Origin of the sequence: Mycobacterium barrassiae (assembly GCF_025822765.1) — a bacterium.
In the GTDB taxonomy this organism is placed as follows: Bacteria; Actinomycetota; Actinomycetes; order Mycobacteriales; family Mycobacteriaceae; genus Mycobacterium; species Mycobacterium barrassiae.
The window spans coordinates 153,417-173,109 of the sequence record NZ_JACKUK010000016.1 but is presented as its reverse complement, the minus strand read 5'-3'; the positions used below and the strand labels follow the sequence as shown (position 1 = coordinate 173,109).

Here is a 19,693-nt window from a genome sequence, read left to right as displayed (position 1 = left end):
TTCACAGATCGTAGCGCTGCCGAATCCCGTTGAACCGGGCCCACATCTGCGCGACGCGTTCCGAGGCGGTGACGGTCGCGCTGTCGGGCGGCAGTGCGTCGGCCAGGCCGGCCCGCTTGATCACCCGCGTGTGCAGCTCGGCCGGCTCGCCTTCGAGCATGTGCCGGTAGGTGATGTTGCCGCGCTCGAAGCCCTGGGTGTCGATCCAGTTGTGGTATCCCGGATCATCGTGAGCCAGCACCAGTCGCACCCTGCCGTCGGCGTCCACCGCGGTCCGGCTCGGCGTGTAGCTGACCGGCCGGTAGAGGTAGTCCATGCTGGTGAAGAAGACGCCCATGTTCGTGAACATCCACAGCCCCTCATGCGCGTCGAATTCGATGACCAGCGCCTCATCGGCGGCCAGCACCCAGTGCATGTTCGTCGCTGCGCGACCGCGTTTCGCGTCTGAGTCGGTGGTGAGCGGCTGCGGGAACCGGTTGGGGTTGTCGGCGTCCACCCCGCCGAAGCTGAACGAAAACTCCGGCCAGTCGTCCATCAGACCCGTGACAAACCCACCCGCCCAATCCATCGCAGCGATCATCACCGCGGGGGTGGGCGGCGGTTTGGGAGTGTCCATACCGACCCGCTCGATCCGCATGCGGGCCGGACGTTCATCCCACGAATCAAAGCCCTGCCGGATGAACAGCTTTCGCGAGCCGGTCGTGGTGGGTAGCCAGTTCGGGCCTCGTTGCCGACCACCGATGTAGATCTCGAAAGTGCCGTCGGGCTCGGTGTATAGCGCCTGACCGCTCAGGTTCGCCTCCGGCACATCACCGAACGGTTCGTGCAGGACACCTGGGCCGTCTATGCGCGGGCCCTGCACGGTGATGTTGAGGAACCGGGCGGTCCCCCGCTCGCCGGTGATGCGGTACGTCGACTCGCCGTCGATCCATGCCTGCTGGTAAACGAAGTCCGCGCAGTCGCCGCCGAGCTTGCGCGTCGGATTGCAGAAGGTGTGGATCGCCGGGTAGCGGGTGTCCTTGGTCTCCAGTGCCAGGTCGAACGCCTGCCCGAGGTTCTGGGTGAGGAACCGGAAGCCGTCGGCGCGCTGCAGACCGGAGGCGGCGTTGTAGTCCTTGAAGACCCGTTCGCCCGCGGCCTTCAACCGGTCGCAGAATTGTGCCCACGCGGCATACAACGCCGCATCGTCAGGGCCGTCGCCGTAAGCCATCGGTATCCCCTATGCACCAAGTCTTTTCAGCATCGTCGATACTCGTTCGCAACTGCGGCGGGCCGCCTCTATTCGGCCCTCGGCCTCAATTCGCGGTCCGATCAGCTCCAGGTCGAAGCCGTGGGCGTACCCGCCATCGAGAGCCTGCCGGATGAACGGCTCGATCGGGATCACCCCGTCACCGGGGACGGCGCGGGCAGGCAGTGCGCGATCACCGAGCACGTAGTCGCTGAGCTGAATCTGGACGGTCCGCGGCAACGCACGGCCGACCAGACCGGCGAGGTCGGCCTCGGCCCAGCAGTGAAACAGGTCGATACAGATTCCCACTCCGGCCATCTCCGCGAGCGTCGTCGTATCGCGCAGCGTATGGGCGAAGTGGATGTCGGCGTAGAGTACGGAGGCATTCTCGATCGCCAACGCAACGCCTGCCTGCCGCGCCTCGTCCACGCAGGGCGCGATCGCTCCGCAGAATCGTTCGGCCGCCTGTTCCCAAGCCAATTCGCCCCGGCCACCGGTCAGCATGTAGACGACACGCGCACCGACCGCGGCAGCGCTTTCGATGACTCGGGACAGGCCCGCCCCCGAGTCGAACAGGTGGTAGACGGTGTCGACCGAATATCGGTGCTGCTCGATGAGCTGCCGCAGCCCGGATTCGTCGAGTTGGGAGTCGATGAGGCTGAGCCGGGTGAGTCCGAGCGCGCGCCATATCGCGTGCTGCTCGGCGACGGGCGTGCCGAGAAACGTCACACTGTGCACCGACAGCCTGCCGTGCATGGTGCTCAGTTCCTCTTCTCGACCGCGACGCCGAATCGCTCACGGAACGGCCGGAATTCCTCGTGCAGCGCGTCGAGGTTCTCGCCGATGTCGGTGAGCAGCCTGGTCGAGTACTGAAATTTCCCGTGCCGGTCACCTGGGTTGTTCTTCAGGTAGGCGCGCATCGCGGTCTCCGCATCGACGCCGAGTGTCCGCCCACAGAATTCGTAGTAGCGGCCGACGGTTCCCACCGGGTCGGCGACGAAGTCGGTGTAGCGCACATGAAGGATCCGCGCATCGTCGGTGAGCGGGTTGGTCATCGTGTTGGCGATGGAGGCCCGCGTCAGTTCGAGGTGCATCTTCGCCGCAGCCTTCAGGTCGACGGGGCCGACGATGCCCTCGGCGATGTCGGCCATCATCATCGTCCGCGACGCCGCGACCTGGACGGGGTCGCGGTGCAGCCACAGCAGGGTCGCGTCCGGATAGCAGTGGAAGAACTCCTTCAGGCGGAAGCCGTGAAAACCCTTCAGAACCCATTGTTTCGGCGGCCGTCCGTACTGGAACTGTTGCAGCATCCCCTTGTGGATGCGGTACTGCGCGGCATCGTCGGTGGGCAGCCCACCGACCACTGTCGGCATCGGCACCCGCCACCACGCGGTCGGCGTCATGACGCGAAAGTCGAAGGCCCAGGTGCGCTCGTCCTCCGGTAACCCGTTGCCGAGCATGTCGTTGTACGGGTGGCTGTGCAGCCATTTCGGCATCTTGGCGTTGATCTCACGCCAATCGGCATCGGCGCGGGCGCGGCGGGGATCGTCGTCGTCGGAGCCGCCAGGCGGTGGGGACGGGTACATCACCTCCCAGAACCGAAGGGCGCGCGCATCGGGATCGACCGACATGAGCGCGTGCATCAGAGTGGTCCCCGAGCGCGGTTCACCCGTCACGAACATGGGCCGCTCGATGACCTCGTCGGCGACCGGGTATCGGTTGCGGTCTTCGAAGAACTCCAGGCGGGAGGTGAGCAGCCAATGGCAGACGTCCTCGGCCTGTCTGCGGCCGTCGGCGTCCATGCCCATGCCGTTGAGAAGGTCGACAGCCGTTGCGAACCGCTCCGGCAGTGTCGGGTCACCATAGTCGGTCAGACCCGTCGCGTCCTGCGCGCGCTGCAGCGTGTCGGCGGCGTTCAGCATCGCGCTCACCGGATGTCCCCGCACAGGCTCAGCAGTTCGTCCTCGACGGCGCGCACGTTGTCGGCCGATGCGGCGGAGTACGAGAGCCCGGCCATCCCGCCATAATCCAGGATCTTCGGCACGCGCAGGCCCGCATCGACGTAGTCCTTGATCATGTGTGCGACCTGTTTGGGAGTGCCGTGCGGGACGACGGCGAGTATCGATTCGGGGTCGACGCGGTCGAGGAACTCGACGATGCGCTCGCGGGTCAAGGTCGCGGGGTCGATGTCCTGGTAGCCGCGCCAGTTCTCGCCCATCGGGTGTTCGTAGCCGAGGCTCGCGAGCAACTCGGCCGACACCTGCAGCAGGAACGCCTTGACCAGTGGAGCGTCCAGGATCTCGGCCAGGGCGGCGTCGTCGCGGCCGATCAGGCATACCTGGATGTAGCACGGTGTGATGGCCATGGGATCGCGTCCGGCCCGTTCCGCGGAAGCCCTTACGGCGGCCAGCTTTTGGGCATAGTCCTCGGGATTCCACGCCCCGGTGGGCCACCATCCGTCGGCGTAGCGCCCGACGATTTCTAATGTCCGCGGACCGCTCGCTCCTATCCAGATTCGCGGAGGGGTGCCGTCATACGGTTCGGTGTCGAGGCGGGCGTGGTGGAGGTGATAGAACTCGCCGTCGAAATCGACTGGCCCGTCGCTGTCCCAGAACAGGCGGATGACGTTCAGCGCCTCCTCGAACCGGCTCACCGGTTTGGCGAAGTCGAATCCGTAGGGCACCGTGTTCTCGGTCTCGCCGCTGCCGAGGCCGAGGATGAAGCGGCCCTTGGCGAGATGATCGATGGTCAGCGCGCTCTGCGCGAGCATCGCCGGATGACGGCGCACGGTGTCGACCACGCTGGTGACCAGCGGCACGTTCTGCGTCAGAACCGCCGCCGCCGCGGCGACCGCCATCGCGTCGAGGTGGCGGTGCGGCGACGCGGAAACCGTGGCCAGATCGGTAAATTCGGGTGTCCAGATCGAGTCGGGCCAGAAGCTGACCATGTGGTCGGGCAGCCAGATCGAGTGGTAGCGGCCACTGTCCAGCTGTTCCAATTGGGAGAGATCCAAGGGAAGCGTGGTCCGCAGATAGGCGGCCGGCTGAAGCCTCACCGGCGCACTCCCCGACTGTACGGTTGTTCACGCGACACGCCGTCAGACGCGAAAACAGGTGTGCACTCGCGGACGCCCCGACCGTTCACAGCCGACCGATCTCGCGAAGGAACGTCTGGGTGTGTGCGATGCGACCCGTCAGCGTCTTCGGATCCCCTGTGCACAACGCGAACGCTGTCTCGGTGATCAGCGCGATGTCCTCCGTGTCGGTCTTGGCCAGGTCGAGTGCACCCGCGCCTTCGGTGGCGACGGGGTTGGTCGGCGCGGCCGCGTTGACGGCGATGCCGTCGTCGTAGAGTTCGGCGGCAAGGCTTTTCGTCAAACGATTGAGCGCGGCCTTGACGGTGCCGTAGATGCCGAAGCCGGCCTGACGATCGAAATCGGAGAAGGGCGGACCGTCGGGCAGGTCGCCGGCGACCGATGTCACATTCAACACCCAGCCCCGATGGCGCTCGCGCATGCCGGGGATCGCCAGCTGGGTCAGGTGCAACGGCGCCATCACGTGCATCTCCGTCATGAGCCGCACCCGCCGATCCGGGAATTCGTCGAGCGGCCGGAGAAAGGTGACCGCGGCGTTGTTGACGAGAATGTCCGGCGCACCGACTTTCAAGACCACCTCGGTGAAGAGTCGTTCGCGCTCTTCGGGTTTCGAGAGGTCGGCGGGGACGATGATCGCCGATCCGCCGGCGTGCTCGATCTCCTCGAGCGTCTGCGTCAAGGAGCCCTGGTATTTCGGATCGGGCTCGGCGGTGCGAGCGGTGAGGGCGACGGTGGCACCCTCGGCGGCCAGTCGTTTCGCGATCGCCTTGCCCAGCCCCCGACTGGTGCCGGTCACAAGGGCGACCTTGCCCTCACACGAAGCCGTCACGGCCAGACCTCCTAGGTGCGCGGGATTCCCGCCAGCTTGTCGGCGAACTTCGCCTCGGCCGCCTGGCGCAACCGAAGCAGGTGTTCGGATGGGAACATGTCGGGTGCCGGGGTGCGGTCCTTGAGCAGCAGCCGCGCCAGGGTGACCTTGTGTACCTCCGTGGGCCCGTCGGCGAGCCCGAGCACGAAGGACTCGACGAGGTACTGCACGAAGGGCATCTCGTGGGTGGTGCCGAGTGAGCCGTGGAGCTGCAAGGCGCGCGCGGACACGTCGTGGAGCACCTTCTGCATCATCGCCTTGACCGCCGAGATATCCGCCCGCACCGCCTTGTAGTCGTTGTGTTGATCGATCTTCCACGCGGTCTGCATCGTCAGCAGCCGGAATGCCTCGATCTCCATCCACGAGTCGGCGATCATCTCCTGAACCAGCTGCTTGTTGGACAGCATGTCGCCCTGTGTGTACCGCGACACCGCACGCTCGCAGAGCATGTCGAAGATGCGCCGCACAAGGCCGACGGTGCGCATGGCGTGATGGATCCGGCCGCCGCCCAACCGCGTCTGCGCGACGACGAATGCCCCGCCACGGGGACCGAGCATGTGGTCGGCGGGCACCCGGACGTTCTCGTACCGCACATATCCCTCACGTCCGCCACCGAGCGGCTGATAACCCAACCCGACGTCGCGCACGACGTTGATCCCGGGCGTATCGCCGGGCACCACGAACATCGAATAGCGCTCATACGGCGGCGCGTCCGGATCGGTCATGGCCATCACGATGATGAACGACGCCATCGACGCGAAGGACGAGAACCACTTCTCGCCGTTGATGACCCAGTGATCGCCGTCCTGCACCGCCGTGGTCGTGAACACCTTCGGATCGGCGCCGCCCTGTGGTTCGGTCATCGAGAAGCACGACACGATCCTGTTGTCCAGCAGCGGTTCGAGGTACCGCTCCTTGAGCTCGTCGGTCCCGTAATGGGCGAGGATCTCGCTGTTGCCGGAATCGGGTGCGTGGGAGCCGAAGACGATCGGTGCGCATTCCGACCGGCCGAGAATCTCGTTGAGCAGGGCCAGCTTCACCTGGCCATACCCCGGCCCACCCAGATGGGGACCGAGATGGGTGGCCCATAAGCCGCGTTCCTTGACGATCTTCTGAAGCGGCGGAATCAGGGCCTGCCGCACCGGGTCCCGCAGATCGTGGGACTCCTTGACCACGTAGTCGATGGGCTCGCATTCCTCGCGGACGAACTGCTCGACCCATTCCAGCTGCGCTGCCCACTCGGGGTCGGTCGAGAAGTCCCACGCCATTGCCGATCACAACCCTTTCATCGTCGAACTACCGCGGCCGCCGTCGCGCCTCGGCTTCGTCCGTGGCGTGGCTGAGTACCTGGTTGCGGTTCTCGAGTTCGAGCGCCGCGCTCAGCCCCGCCGCGTCGGTGTTCACCTGCAGCGCGCGCTTCGTCAACTGCGTGCCGAACGGCGGCAGCTCGGCGATCGCGCGGGCGAGTTCGACTGCACGCGGAATCAACTGGTCGGGCTCGGTCAATTCGCTGACCAGGCCACGACGGTCGGCCTCAATCGCCGACACCGTCCGCCCCGTGATCATCCAGTCGGCGGCGACACTCGTTCCGACGATGCGGGGCAGATGATAGCTCATGCCCATCTCGGCGCCGGACAGCCCCAACAGGATCGCCCCGTTGCCGAAGCTCGCCGCCGTCGAGCAGATCCGGATGTCGGAGGAAAGGCAGAGGGCGAAACCCGCACCGACGCAGGGTCCGTTCACCGCGGCGATGACGGGCTGAGGCAGATTCCAGATCGCCTGTGGCAGTGCTGCCATCGCTTCCTGGAACCGCAGCCGGTCGATCGCGGGGTCTGACGCCTCGAGCGCCCGCGGTGCGAAGTTGCGCACGTCGATACCCGAACAGAAGCCGCGACCCGCTCCGGTGATCACCACGGCGTGCACGGACGCGTCCGCACCGATGTCGGAGAGCGTCGCGATCAACTCGTCACGCATCACCTCGCTGATCGCGTTGAGCTGTTTGGGCCGGTTCAGTTGCAGCGCCACCACGCCGGCGTGCGGCCGGTCGACGATCAGCGTGTCGGTCACCGTCAGCGCCGCGGCAGACCGAGCACCTGTTGCGCAATGATGTTGCGCTGGATCTCTGATGTCCCGCCCGCGATGGTGCCGCCGAAGCTGCGGGCATAGCGTTCGAACCAACTGACGAAATAGTGGTCGAGGTTCATGTGCTCGTACGGACCGGTGGTCGACGGATGTGTGAGCCCGTCGGCCCCGGCCGCGGTGAGGGCATTCTCGAACGCCTGCCGCTCCGCCTCGGAGCCGAACAGCTTGAGCACCGACACCGACGCGGTGTCCATCTCGCCGCGTGCCGCGCGGGCAAGGGCGGCCGAGCCCATGGCCCGCAACGCCTGGTAGTCCATGATCGTCGTCGCGTACTGGTCGCGTTCCAGCTCGGTGCGCGGCTGAAAATCGGCGATCATGTTGTCGATGCGGTCGGCGAAGCCGAGCCACATCATGGTGCGCTCGTGACCGAGGGAACCGTTGGCCACCGCCCAGCCACCGTTCAACGGTCCGACGAGGTTCTCGGCGGGCACCCGGGCGTCGGTGAAGAAGACCTCGTTGAAATCTTTGTTCTCCTCGCCGCACATGTCGGCGAACGGCCGGCACACCACCCCGGGAGTGTCGGTGGGGATGATCAGCACGCTGATGCCCTTGTGTTTGGGCGCATCGGGATCCGTACGCACAAACGTCAACAGGAAATCGGCGTCATGGGCGCCCGACGTCCACACCTTCTGACCGTTGACGACGAAATGATCACCGTCTTGAACCGCCCGAGTCCGCAGCGATGCGAGATCGGAGCCCGCGCTCGGCTCGCTCATCCCCAGCGACGCGGTGAGTTCGGCGCGTAGAACAGGCACCGCCCACCGGTGTTTCTGTTCGTCGGAACCGAACGAAAGCAGTGACGCCGCAATGATGTTCACACCCTGCGGGTTGAAGCTGTGATAGATGCGCCGTCGGCACAACTCGTCGAGGTGCACGAACTGCTGCAGGACGTTGGCGTTGCGTCCACCGAATTCCGGTGGCTGCGCAGGCAACAGCCAGCCGTTGTCGAACAGAAGGCGCTGCCAGTCGCGCGCCCACTGCGGCATGTGCGACACCGAACGTGGCCGCTCCTGGGTCGCCGTCTCCGGCGGCAGATGCTCATCGAGGAACGCGGCGAACTCGGCGCGGAACTCCTCGACATCGGAGTCAAAGGTCAGTTGCATCTAGAAACCCCTGTATTCCGCAGCGATCACGGCACGATGCTCAGCCGCACCGCCCAGCAGCAGTTCTCCGGCCTTCGCCCGTTTCAGGGCGAACTGCAGATCGTTCTCCCACGTGAATCCCATGGCGCCGAACAGCTGTAGACCGTGCCGGAACACCAGCGCCTGCGCCTCCCCCGCCGATGCCTTCGCCATCGCCGCGGCCAGCCGCCGCCGGGGATCGTCTTCGGCGATCGTCAGCGCGGCGAAGTAGGACAGGGCACGGGCACGCTCGATCGCCACATGCATGCCAACGGCCTTGTGCTGCACAGCCTGGAACGTTCCGATCGCCACGCCGAACTGCTGACGCTGCTTCACGTGCTCGAGCACCAGATCGAGGATGCGTTGGCACGCACCCACAGTGGTGACGGCCATCCCGGTGAGCGCCACGTGGCGGGCCCGTTCGGTGTCGACATGGACGCGGTCGGTGTCAGGGACGTGCGCGCCGGCGAAAGTGACCTCGCCGACGTGCAGCACGGGATCGAAGACATTGCTACGCCGAGTGAGGGCGATGCCTGCGTCGACGACGAACACCCCCGCGGCGGTGACCACCGCAAGCTTCTCGGCGCGGTCGCCGTCGAGGACGTGGCGCGCCGTACCGTTCAGCACCCATCCGTCGGCGTCGCGGTAGGCGCTCACCCCGCTGTACACGGCGGTGCCGGAGACCTGCGGATCGAACCGGTCACCGGCCAAGGGTGCGAACTGTGTCAGGGTCGCGAGAAACGGGGTGGGATCAGTGGCTCGGCCCAGCTCTTCGGCCACGATCGCCAGTTCGACCGCGTTCTCCGGGTCGGCCAGCTCTGTCCAACCCGCGTCGACGTAGGTCTTCCACAACGGGGTCGGGTCCACTCCGTTCTCGGCGATGCCACGCACCAGCGACGCCGGGCAAGCCTTGGTCACCGCGTCCCGCACGGTTTCTTGCCACAGCCGCTGATCGGCGTCGAACTCCAGTAACACGTGTGGCCTCCTGATGGACCTCGTCACTACCCCGTCGGTAGGCACGAGAATAACATTCTCCTTAGATGCTGTAACCGTTCTCTGGTTCCGGCTACCTCGTTTCACGAACCGAGCGCCAAGCGACTGACCAGCGCACACTCTGACCTGCGAAGAAGTAAGCGATCCGCTGGAGAACACAATTCTTGCCTTTGAAGAACAAGGCTTTACTATGGCTTTATGTCCGGTGTCGGCACATGTTGCAGCCCCACGCGCATTCCGGCCGTCCGGACGGACTTCGGAGGCCTTGCGTGATCACACATCCCGACGGAACGACCACCCCGGTCATCGACGCCAGCGTGCACATCTTCAGCAAATCCAACAAGGATTTGCGCAGCTTCATGCGCGAACCCTTCAAGAGCCGCGGCTTCCCCGACTACGAGATGGACTGGTACGGCGCGCCCGGCGGTGAGTACTTGCCCAAGGCCGAAGGACCGGACCGGCAATATCCGGGCTCCGACCCTGAGATCGTCGGCAGGCACATATTCGACGAGGGCGTTGCCGATATCGCGATCCTGCACCCGATGACCCGCGGCACCATGCCCGACCGCCATCTCGGCACCGCGATCGCGGCGGCGCACAACGAATTGATGGTCACGCGCTGGCTCGAGGACAACCCGTACGCGGACCGCTTCCGGGGCACCATCCGGGTCAACCCCGACGACATCACCGGCGCCCTGCGGGAGATCGCCAAATACAAGGATCACCCGCGCGTCGTACAGGTCGCCGTGCCGCTGCAGTCGCGCGAGCTATACGGAAAGCCGCAGTTCTGGCCGCTGTGGGAGGCCGCGGTGGAGGCCGACCTGCCGGTCGGGGTGCACATCGAGGTCGGTGCGGGCATCTCGTTCGCCCCGACGCCGTCGGGGGTGCCCCGCACGTACGAGAACTACGTGAGCTTCATGGCGCTCAACTTCCTGTACCACCTGATGAATCTCATCGCCGAAGGGGTATTCGAGAGGATGCCCGACTTGAAGTTCGTCTGGGCGGACGGGGCAGCCGACATGTTGACACCCTTCATCTGGCGGATGGACTGCTTCGGCCGTCCCCACCTGGAGCAGACACCGTGGGCGCCGAAGATGCCGAGCGACTACCTGCCCGGACACACCTACTTCGTGCAGGGTGCGATGGACGGACCCGGTGACACCGACTTCGCCGGTGAGTGGTTCGGCTTCACCGGTAAGGACGACATGGTGATGTACGGATCGAGCTATCCGCATTGGCAGTACAACGAGCTGAAGGTGCCCGCCTCGTACTCCGACGAACAGCGCGACAAGCTGTGCTGGCGAAACGCCGCCCAGTTGTACGGCATAGACGTCGGGGCAGGCGTCGGCGCACAGTAGAGAAGACTTCGGATAAGGAGGCCACACCATGACGGTCACAGCGACAGAGCGAAAGCCCGCGACGGAACGCGTCGCCGTCCGCTGCGTCGACTCCGACGTCCATCCGACGCCGAGGGCAGGCGAATTGACGCCGTACATCCCCGAGCCGTGGCGCAGCAAGTACTTCTTGACCCGCCGGATCGGTGACCAGATCTATTACGACGCACCGGACTACGCACACGCGTATGCGATGCGGGTGGACACCTTCCCGTCAGACGGCAACTTCGCCGGCAGTGACCCCGACCTCGCCTTCCGGCAGCTGATCATGGAGGCCGGCGCCGACATCGCAGTTCTCGAGCCCGCCGCCTACCCGGCGCGCTTTCCCGAGGTCAACCACGCGATGAGCATGGCGCTCAACGATTGGCAGGCCAACCACTGGCTGGACAGCCACAACAACTGGCACGAGCGATGGCGCGGATCGATCTGTGCGGCCATCGAGGCCCCCGAGGATGCGGCCCGCGAGATCGAGCGCTGGGCCGGTCATCCCTACATGGCGCAGATCCTCATCAAGGCCGAAAACCGCCCGGCGTGGGGCGATCCCAAGTACAACCCGGTATGGGAGGCGGCCACCAAGCACGACATCACGGTGAGCTGCCACCTGTCGCGCAGCCACCACGAGGAGCTGCCGATCCCGCCGGTCGGCTTCCCGAGTTACAACCACGACTTCATGGTCACCTACTCGCTGCTCGCGGCGAACCAGGTGATGAGCCTGATCTTCGATGGGGTGTTCGACCGGTACCCGACGCTGCGAATCGTGTTGGTGGAGCACGCATTCACGTGGATCCTGCCGCTGATGTGGCGGATGGACGCCATCTACGAGGCCCGCAAGTCCTGGGTGGACATCAAGCGCAAGCCGTCGGAGTACGTCAAGGACCACATCAAGTTCACCACCCAGCCGCTGGACTACCCCGAGGACAAGACGGAGTTGACTCGCGCATTCGAGTGGATGGAGTGCGAAAAGATCCTGCTCTTCAGCAGCGACTACCCGCACTGGACGTTCGACGATCCGCGCTGGCTGGTCAAACATCTGCCCGAACATGCACGCGAGGCCGTGATGTTCCGCAACGGCATCGCGACCTATCACCTGCCGGATACGGTGCCGGCACTCGAGGGTCAGGTGCGGGTGTTCTGAATTGAGCGAAGAGAAGAAACCGCCCCGGCTCGCTCAGGGGCGTGAGCACGTTGTCGCCACGGTCGACGAGATCCCTCCCGGCACACACAAACTGGTGCCCATCGGGCGGCACGGCGTCGGGGTCTACAACGTCAACGGCACCTTCTACGCCATCGCGAACTACTGTCCACACGAAGGCGGTCCGCTGTGTTCGGGGCGCCCGCGCGGTCGCACCGTCGTCAACGACGATGTTCCCGGTGACGCGGTGATGGTGCGCGACCTCGAGTACATCTACTGCCCGTGGCACCAGTGGGGTTTCGAGCTGGCGACGGGCACGACGGCGGTCAAACCCGAGTGGAGTATCCGGACCTACCCGGTGCGGGTGGTTGGCAACGATGTGATGGTGCAGGCATGACCTCTACACAGTCCTCGGGCCTCACGCTGAAGCGGGGCGAGAAGACATTCGAGTACAACGGCGGTCGCGTCGTCTACGAAATCCTGGGTAAGGAAGGCGAATTCATCGCGCTGACGCCCGGTGGGCGCTTCAGCAAGGACATCCCGGGGCTGAGGCCACTGGCGCAGGCGTTGGTCAAGGGCGGCTATCGCGTCCTGCTGTGGGACCGGCCGAACTGCGGCAAGTCAGATGTGCAGTTCTACGGCAAGAGCGAATCGCATATGCGCGCCGAAACTCTGCACGCCCTGATCACCGGGCTCGACATCGGTCCGTGTGTCATCGCGGGCGGTTCCGGCGGAGCACGCGACTCCCTGCTGACCACGATGCTCTATCCAGAGATCGTGCGAAAACTGGTGGTGTGGAACATCGTCGGCGGCGTCTACGGATCATTCGTGCTCGGCGGACACTACGTGGTCCCGAGTATCCTTGCGGCGCGGGGCTTGGGAATCGAAGGTCTGCTGCATGTCGCCGAGTGGAAGGAACGCATCGCTGAGAACCCGGACAACGAGGCGCGTTTCCACGCTCTCGACGTCGACGAGTTCCTCAAGGTGATGTTGCGCTGGCTCAACGCGTTCGTGCCGAAACCGGGGCAGACCATCCCCGGTGTCGAGGACGAGATGTTCGACAACATCCAGGTTCCCACGTTGATCATCCGCGGCGGCGAGAACGACTGGGATCACCCGAAGCGCACCTCGCTGGAGGTCAGCTGCCTCGTCAAGGGCTCCACGCTGATCGATCCGCCGTGGCCGGAGGACGCGTGGGAGCGCGCGGGCGAGAAGTTCGCCGCGAGCGGGGGGAAGAAGTTCTGCCTGTTCGACACGTGGGTGCAGGCCGCGCCCGCGATCCTGAAGTTCCTGGACGCCTGATGCGCAACACGGAGTCGATTCACACGATATCGATTCACACCATGTCGATTCACACCATATCGATTCACACCATGTGGATGTGCACTTCGCAGTTCAGCGACGCCTCCAGCGCGGTGTGTATGCGGCTCTCCGGGACACGTGCGAGGTCGGACTTGCGCAACGTCACGTGCACGACGTCCCACCCCTCGTCATCGGCGACACGTTCGATTTCACCGGTGAGCCCGAATCCCGCCAGCACACCATGGGCGTCGTCGTCTGTTCCCCGACTGATGAAGGTCAGCACACCGGGCACGGGCGTCGTGCCGAACGCCTTGGCGCACAGGGCGATCGCGATCCGCTCGAGTTCAGCGGCGTCGTCCCCCGCGATCAACAACTCGACCTCACGTCGGTGCGCCGGCAGGCCCACGAGGTTGTTCTCGACCACCTCGATGCCCGCCGCGACAGCCGATTCCCGCAGACGCACCATGCCCTCGGTCAGCTGCGCGGGCGCGAGCTCGCCGGCCGGGTCGACCCCGACGCGCACCACAGCGGTCCTCATGCCCGTCAGCCTATCCAGCGGCCCCAGCGCGGCCGCATACCCGGTGGAGGCGCCATGACCACTGCCGCAACCGCTCTCAACGTGGCCGCATGGCCAGACTGTGCGCCGCGACTGCTGCGCCCCAGGCAGGCCGGTGCCGAGGAACTGGCCGACTATGTGCAGTCCGGTGGCTACCGGCCGTTGGACGACCCCGACGCGCTCCTCGAACAGGTCGACCTGTCCGGGCTGCTCGGACGCGGCGGTGCCGCCTTCCCACTCGGGACCAAACTTCGCACCGTGCGCGACGCCGGACGGCGCGGCACCCAGACGGTCATCGTCGCCAACGGCGAGGAGGGCGAACCGGCGTCAGTGAAGGACCGGTGGCTGCTGCGCAACCGACCGCACCTGGTGCTGGACGGCCTGCGCCTGGCCGCCGCGATCCTCAACGCCAGCCGCGCGTACGTCTACGTCTCCGATGAGCAGTCGGCCGCCGCGGTGAACCGGGCACTGTCCCAACTGGACTCGCAGGCCTTCGGCCCAACCGACGTGATACTGGTGACCGTCGAACCCGGATACGTCGCGGGTGAGGAAACCGCCGCAGTGCGGCACATCAACGGCGGCCCCGCCAAACCGACGGACAAACCACCCCGGCCGTTCGAGGAGGGCGTTGCGGGGCTGCCCACGACGGTCAGCAACGTCGAGACGCTGGCCAACCTGCCGTACATCCACGAGCACGGCTCGCAGAGCTTCCGCGCCGTAGGCACACCGATGTCACCGGGAACATTCCTGGCGACCATCACGGGCGGGGGTAAGCCTGCCGCCCTGTACGAGATTCCGCACGGTGCACCGCTTTCCGATTTGCTGAAGGTGCACGGCGTGCCCGCGGATTCGGTACGCGGGGTTCTGATGGGCGGATACTTCGCCGGGCTGATCAACACCGACATCCTCGACGCGACACTCGACCACGAGACGATCCGCCGGCTCGGCAGCGGCCTCGGATGCGGGGCGATCTCGATCCTCACCGACGACTGCCCCGTCGCCGTCGCCGCGGCGGTGATGTCCTACTTCGACCGCGAGAACGCCGGGCAGTGCGGCTCATGCTTCAACGGCACGGCCGCCATGGCCGCCGTCACCTCTGCGCTGCGCGACGGCGCGGCGACCCAGGAGGACATCACTCGGCTGGAGCGGTGGTCGGTGGTGCTGCGCGGTCGCGGCGCGTGCGGCACCCTCGACGGCGCCACGAACGTCGCCGCAAGCCTGCTGCGCCAGTTCCCGCAGCTCATCAGCAGCCACCTCGCCAACGACTGCCCGTCCTGCCGAAGCGGTGCATTCCGCCCGGTGCGGCCCTACGAAGTGGAGGCGGTGGCTCGATCATGACTGACGGCTTGAGGATTCGCCTGGATCGGACGCTGTGCGACGGGTTCGGCATCTGCGCCAAGCACGCACCGGAGTACTTCTCGCTCGACGACTGGGGCTATGCCTCCCTCATCGGGGACGGAACCGTGCCTGAGAAAGACCGCGACGCGGTGATGCGGGCCCTGCTGGACTGCCCCGTCCACGCGATCATCTACATGGGTGAGCACCGGCCGTCCAACGACGGAGCCGCGCATCAGGACGCCAAAGAGGCGCCCGAGCCCGATCCGAAAACCGATGACAACGAGGCGATCTCGGAGTTCGTCCGGTGACCCGACCGCTTCCCGAACTCACCGCCCAGAACGAATTCTTCTGGACCGCCGGAGGCGACGGCGTCCTGCGCATCCAGGAGTGTCGCGACTGCGAGGCATTGATCCACCCGCCACAACCGGTCTGCCGGTACTGCCGCGGCCGCAACATGGGCGTGCGGGACGTCTCCGGCAAGGCGACGCTGTCGGCATTTACCGTCAACCACCGCTTCGGCTTTCCCGACCTCCCACCGCCCTATGTGGTGGCCCAGGTCGCCGTCGTCGAAGACCCACGAGTTCGCTTGACCACCAACATCGTCGAGTGCGAACCCGACGAGCTCGAGCTGGGACAGACGGTCGAGGTGACGTTCGAGAAGATCGAGGACGTCTGGCTACCGCTGTTCCGTCCGACACCGGTCAAGGAGAGCGGCCCGCTCCCCGAAGACGAGATTGAGCCAACTGATTTCGCCCGCCACGTGAGCGCACCCCTGACCACGACGAAGTTCGAGGAGCAGTCCGCGATCACCGGCATCGGCGCGTCACGGCTCGGCCGCCGGCTGATGGTGCCCCCGCTGTCGCTGACCATCGACGCGTGTGAAGCCGCGATCGCCGACGCCGGCCTGACCATCGACGACATCGACGGACTGTCCACCTATCCGGGACTCGACATCGCCGGCATGGGTGAGGGCGGCGTGACCGCGCTCGAGGGCGCGCTCGGCATCCGCCCGACGTGGATCAACGGCGGCATGGACACCTTCGGTCCCGGCGGCTCCGTCATCGCCGCGATGATGGCGATCGCCACCGGTATGGCGCGACATGTGCTGTGCTTCCGCACGCTGTGGGAGGCGACGTTCCAGCAGCTGATGAAGGAGGGCAGGACCAGCCCGCCCGGCGGGCCGCGCACCTCCAGCTGGCAGATGCCGTTCGGCGCCACCTCGGCGGCCCACGTGCTGGCGCTCAACGCCCAGCGGCACTTTCAGCGGTACGGAACGACGCGGGAAACGCTGGGCTGGATCGCCCTGAACCAGCGCGCCAACGCCGCGATGAACCCGACCGCGATCTACCGCGACCCGATGACCATGGACGACTACCTCAACGCAAGGCCGATCACGACCCCGTTCGGGCTCTACGACTGCGACGTCCCGTGCGACGGCGCCGTCGCGGTCGTCGTGTCGGCGGTCGACGCCGCCAAGGACATGCCGCGCAAGCCGGTGTATTTCGAGGCCGTCGGCACCCAGATCATCGAACGTACCGACTGGGACCAGACCACGATGACCCACGAACCACAGGTCCTCGGCCAGTCCGCGCACCTGTGGACCCGAACGTCCTTGCGGCCCAAGGATGTCGATGTCGCCGAGCTCTACGACGGCTTCACGTTCAACTGCCTGTCGTGGCTGGAGGGTCTGGGCTTCTGCGGTATCGGCGAGGCGAAGGACTTCCTCGACGGCGGCACGGCCATCGCACGCGACGGCGTGATCCCGCTCAACACCCACGGCGGCCAGCTCTCCCACGGACGCACGCACGGCATGGGTCTCATTCACGAAGCGGTCACCCAGTTGCGCGGCGATGCCGGTGAGCGGCAGGTCAAAGATGCCCGCATCGCGGTGGTCAGCAGCGGCGGCCTCACCCCAAGCGGTGTGATCCTGATGCGGACCGACGGGTGAGCGACCCGAGTGTGCGGCCACGCGTCGTCTTCGTCGACGGCGTCCCCATGTCCGGCCTCATCGCGGCGGTTGAGGATCCCAAGGCCGTCGTCGTCGCATTTCACGGGGGTTCAAGCACCGCAGCGTATTTCGACTGCCCCGGACATCCGTCGCTGTCGCTGCTGCGGCTGGGCGCCGACAACGGCTACACGATGGTGGCGCTGGACCGACCCGGGTACGGGAGTTCGGCGCCCTATCCGGAGGCCATGGAGCGGCCCGAGCAGCGCGTGGCGCTCGCCTACGGCGCGATCGACAAGATCCTCGGCGCGAACTCCCGCGGTGCCGGCCTGTTTCTCGTCGGCCATTCAGCCGGTTGCGAATTGGTGGTGCGGCTGGCCGCGGATGAGCGCGCGGAGGAGTCCGCCATCATCGGACTGGAGCTGGCGGGCACCGGTCTGCAGTATCACGCGGAGATGGCTGACATCATGAAGGCCGCGACGACCACGGGCCGGCCTACCGGGCTGCGCGAGGTGCTCTGGCAGCCGGCGGAGCTCTATCCCCCCGACGTGTTGTCCGGGATGACGAACTCCTCGACCGGCGCGCTCTACGAGACGAACATGACGAAAAACTGGGCTCGGCAAGACTTTCCGGCGCTGGCACCGCAGGTGCGGGTGCCGGTGCAGTTCAGTGTCGCCGAGCACGAACGGGTGTGGCGTTCGGACGCGGACGCGATGTCGCAGATCGCCGCCCTGTTCAGCTCGTCACCCCGGTTCGTGACCAATGAGCAGCCGGGCACCGGCCACAACATGTCCTTGTCTCTCAACGCGGCGGAGTACCACGGCTCGGTATTGTCGTTCGTCGAGGAATGCGTTGCCGCGAAGACGAATACATCGCAAGCAATGGAGGCGGGTTGATGCGCGTCGGATTCATCGGATTGGGCAGTCAGGGCGGCCCGATGGCACGCCGGATCGTGGAAGGCGGATTCGAGACGACGCTGTGGGCCCGCCGGGCGGCCAGCCTCGAACCGTATGCCGACACCGCGGCGAAGACCGCGGGTTCCCCCGCCGAATTGGGCGCTGCCAGCGACCTGGTCTGCCTGTGCGTGGTCGGCGACGACGACGTGCGCGAGGTGCTCTACGGTGAAACCGGTGTGCTCGCCGGACTGGCGCCCGGCGGCATCGTCGCCATTCACAGCACGGTGCATCCCGACACGTGTCGGGAGATCGCCGAGAAGGCTGCCGCGCAGGGTGTTTCGGTGATCGACGCTCCGGTGAGCGGCGGTGGCCCCGCGGTGGAAGAGGGCAAGCTGCTGGTGATGGTCGGCGGCGACGAGGAGGTCGCCGAACGGTGCCGCCCGGTGTTCGCCACCTATGCCGATCCGATCGTCCACCTGGGTCCGCTCGGCAGCGGGCAGGTCACCAAGATCCTGAACAATCTGCTCTTCACCGCCAACCTGGGCAGCGCCCTGAGCACGCTCGATCTCGGTGAAGCCCTTGGCATCCCGAGAGTGCGCCTGGCAGAGGTCCTCAACGGCGGTTCGGCCACCAGCAAGGCCCTCGGCAGCATCGCGATATTCGGCGGCACCGTCGAGGGTCTCGCACCCATCGCGGGTGCGCTGCTGCAGAAGGATGTTCGCCACGCGGCGACCATCGCCGCCAGCGCATCGGCACCTGAAGGCTCCGTGTTCACCGCGGCCGACACCGCGCTGGAATCCATGGAACACCCGCGATGACCCGAGTCGGATTCGTCGGCGCAGGCCGGATGGGCGGGCCGATGGTCTCGCGTCTCGTCGAATCCGGCCACGAGGTCCGCGCGCTGGGCAGGACGGACGAAAAGCGCCTAGCCGTCGCTGCGCTCGGCGCACAGCCGGTCGCGGGGCTTCACGACATCGCGAGGGACGCGGACGTCCTCATCGTCTGCGTCTTCACCGACGAGCAGGTGGCGCAGGTGTGCGCCCCCGGCGTGCTTGCCGCGATGTCCCCCGGCTCCGCACTCGTCGTTCACACGACCGGAAGCCCGCGCACCGTCCAAGCGATCGCCGCGCATTCCCCCAACATCGACGTCCTCGACGCACCGGTCAGCGGTGGACCGCACAACACTGCCGCCGGTGCGCTCACGTTGTTCGTCGGCGGTCCCGATGACGCGGTCGCACGTGTGCGGCCGGTGCTCGCCTCCTACGGCGACCCGATCCTGCACGTCGGCCCGCTCGGCGCGGGACAGGCCGTGAAGTTGACCAACAACGCGCTCTTCGCCGCGCAGATCGGACTGCTGCGGGAGGCCGTCGCGCTGGGCGATCGCCTCGGGGTGAGCGAGGCGAAGCTACTCGAGGCCATCACCCACGGCAGCGGGGCGAGCACGGTTGCGGGGTTCGTCGCCGCAGGTGGTTCGGTCGACACGTTCGTCGAGCGGACAAGTGAGTTCATCGGTAAGGACGTCGCAGTCGTCCGCAAGATCGCCGCGGAACTGGGCGAGGCGCTCGGCCTGCTCGACGACGTCATCGACGCAGGAACTCAGTCATGAAACGGCGCCGATCCGTTTACCTAAGGCCTTGCCGTGAGGCATACTATACGTTACACAAATGCAGCCTCGCGTAAAGGA

General features: G+C 66.2%; 20 protein-coding genes. 10 read left to right on the top strand and 10 right to left on the bottom strand.

What is annotated here, in order from left to right; all coding sequences use genetic code 11:
- Position 1 precedes the first annotated feature (1 nt).
- The 9 genes from H7J93_RS06725 to H7J93_RS06685 all read right to left on the bottom strand — a co-directional run bounded on the left by H7J93_RS06725 (position 2) and on the right by H7J93_RS06685 (position 9,428).
- Positions 2-1,210 (bottom strand): DUF1214 domain-containing protein, encoded by a 1,209-nt coding sequence (locus tag H7J93_RS06725; protein WP_267305513.1) that lies wholly within the window; start codon positions 1,208-1,210, stop codon positions 2-4.
- Positions 1,211-1,219: 9 nt separating this feature from the next.
- Entirely contained in the window at positions 1,220-1,984 is a 765-nt protein-coding gene (locus H7J93_RS06720; RefSeq protein ID WP_267305512.1) for a sugar phosphate isomerase/epimerase family protein, read from the bottom strand.
- A 5-nt stretch (positions 1,985-1,989) separates the two neighbouring features.
- Entirely contained in the window at positions 1,990-3,150 is a 1,161-nt protein-coding gene (locus tag H7J93_RS06715) for a sulfotransferase family protein (protein WP_276021541.1), read from the bottom strand.
- Positions 3,151-3,155: 5 nt separating this feature from the next.
- A complete protein-coding gene (locus H7J93_RS06710; RefSeq protein WP_267305510.1) occupies positions 3,156-4,283 on the bottom strand; it encodes an LLM class flavin-dependent oxidoreductase in 1,128 nt (375 codons plus the stop codon).
- A gap of 85 nt (positions 4,284-4,368) precedes the next feature.
- Complete coding sequence (locus tag H7J93_RS06705; RefSeq protein ID WP_267305509.1) at positions 4,369-5,151, bottom strand: SDR family NAD(P)-dependent oxidoreductase; 783 nt, start codon at positions 5,149-5,151, stop codon at positions 4,369-4,371.
- 11 nt (positions 5,152-5,162) lie between these two features.
- Complete coding sequence (locus H7J93_RS06700; protein WP_267305508.1) at positions 5,163-6,458, bottom strand: acyl-CoA dehydrogenase family protein; 1,296 nt, start codon at positions 6,456-6,458, stop codon at positions 5,163-5,165.
- Positions 6,459-6,486: 28 nt separating this feature from the next.
- Positions 6,487-7,257, bottom strand: coding sequence for an enoyl-CoA hydratase/isomerase family protein (locus H7J93_RS06695; RefSeq protein WP_267305507.1), 771 nt, complete (start codon positions 7,255-7,257; stop codon positions 6,487-6,489).
- A 2-nt stretch (positions 7,258-7,259) separates the two neighbouring features.
- The gene (locus H7J93_RS06690; RefSeq protein WP_267305506.1) at positions 7,260-8,435 is read right to left on the bottom strand and encodes an acyl-CoA dehydrogenase family protein; all 1,176 of its coding nucleotides are present in this window, start codon (positions 8,433-8,435) and stop codon (positions 7,260-7,262) included.
- Entirely contained in the window at positions 8,436-9,428 is a 993-nt protein-coding gene (locus H7J93_RS06685; protein ID WP_267305945.1) for an acyl-CoA dehydrogenase family protein, read from the bottom strand.
- Positions 9,429-9,715: 287 nt separating this feature from the next.
- Here H7J93_RS06685 and H7J93_RS06680 point away from each other — a divergent pair, with 287 nt between their 5' ends.
- From H7J93_RS06680 to H7J93_RS06665, 4 genes are read left to right on the top strand one after another with little or no spacing between them, the layout of a single operon-like run.
- Positions 9,716-10,804 carry an amidohydrolase family protein gene (locus tag H7J93_RS06680; protein WP_267305505.1) on the top strand — a complete coding sequence of 363 codons (1,089 nt, stop codon included), beginning with the start codon at positions 9,716-9,718 and terminating at the stop codon, positions 10,802-10,804.
- A 28-nt stretch (positions 10,805-10,832) separates the two neighbouring features.
- Positions 10,833-11,975, top strand: a complete 1,143-nt coding sequence (locus H7J93_RS06675) for an amidohydrolase family protein (protein ID WP_267305504.1) — start codon at positions 10,833-10,835, stop codon at positions 11,973-11,975.
- Position 11,976: 1 nt separating this feature from the next.
- On the top strand, positions 11,977-12,369 hold the full coding sequence (locus H7J93_RS06670) for a Rieske (2Fe-2S) protein (RefSeq protein WP_267305503.1): 393 nt from the start codon (positions 11,977-11,979) through the stop codon (positions 12,367-12,369).
- The gene (locus tag H7J93_RS06665) at positions 12,366-13,274 is read left to right on the top strand and encodes an alpha/beta fold hydrolase (RefSeq protein WP_267305502.1); all 909 of its coding nucleotides are present in this window, start codon (positions 12,366-12,368) and stop codon (positions 13,272-13,274) included. The genes H7J93_RS06670 and H7J93_RS06665 overlap by 4 nt, the downstream gene beginning before the upstream one ends.
- 64 nt (positions 13,275-13,338) lie before the next feature.
- Here H7J93_RS06665 and H7J93_RS06660 read toward each other — a convergent pair whose 3' ends face one another.
- On the bottom strand, positions 13,339-13,812 hold the full coding sequence (locus H7J93_RS06660) for a hypothetical protein (RefSeq protein ID WP_267305501.1): 474 nt from the start codon (positions 13,810-13,812) through the stop codon (positions 13,339-13,341).
- A 54-nt stretch (positions 13,813-13,866) separates the two neighbouring features.
- Here H7J93_RS06660 and H7J93_RS06655 point away from each other — a divergent pair, with 54 nt between their 5' ends.
- From H7J93_RS06655 to H7J93_RS06630, 6 genes are read left to right on the top strand one after another with little or no spacing between them, the layout of a single operon-like run.
- Positions 13,867-15,168, top strand: a complete 1,302-nt coding sequence (locus H7J93_RS06655; RefSeq protein WP_267305500.1) for an NADH-ubiquinone oxidoreductase-F iron-sulfur binding region domain-containing protein — start codon at positions 13,867-13,869, stop codon at positions 15,166-15,168.
- An 8-nt stretch (positions 15,169-15,176) separates the two neighbouring features.
- The gene (locus H7J93_RS06650) at positions 15,177-15,476 is read left to right on the top strand and encodes a ferredoxin (RefSeq protein WP_372507823.1); all 300 of its coding nucleotides are present in this window, start codon (positions 15,177-15,179) and stop codon (positions 15,474-15,476) included.
- Positions 15,473-17,116 (top strand): thiolase C-terminal domain-containing protein, encoded by a 1,644-nt coding sequence (locus tag H7J93_RS06645; RefSeq protein WP_267305498.1) that lies wholly within the window; start codon positions 15,473-15,475, stop codon positions 17,114-17,116. The genes H7J93_RS06650 and H7J93_RS06645 overlap by 4 nt, the downstream gene beginning before the upstream one ends.
- 47 nt (positions 17,117-17,163) lie before the next feature.
- Positions 17,164-18,009: an alpha/beta hydrolase gene (locus H7J93_RS06640; RefSeq protein WP_267305944.1), complete on the top strand. Its 846-nt coding sequence runs from the start codon at positions 17,164-17,166 to the stop codon at positions 18,007-18,009.
- Positions 18,009-18,827, top strand: coding sequence for an NAD(P)-dependent oxidoreductase (locus H7J93_RS06635; protein ID WP_267305497.1), 819 nt, complete (start codon positions 18,009-18,011; stop codon positions 18,825-18,827). Before H7J93_RS06640 ends, H7J93_RS06635 begins: the two co-directional genes overlap by 1 nt.
- Positions 18,824-19,615, top strand: a complete 792-nt coding sequence (locus tag H7J93_RS06630; protein WP_267305496.1) for an NAD(P)-dependent oxidoreductase — start codon at positions 18,824-18,826, stop codon at positions 19,613-19,615. The genes H7J93_RS06635 and H7J93_RS06630 overlap by 4 nt, the downstream gene beginning before the upstream one ends.
- The last annotated feature ends 78 nt before the right edge of the window (positions 19,616-19,693 follow it).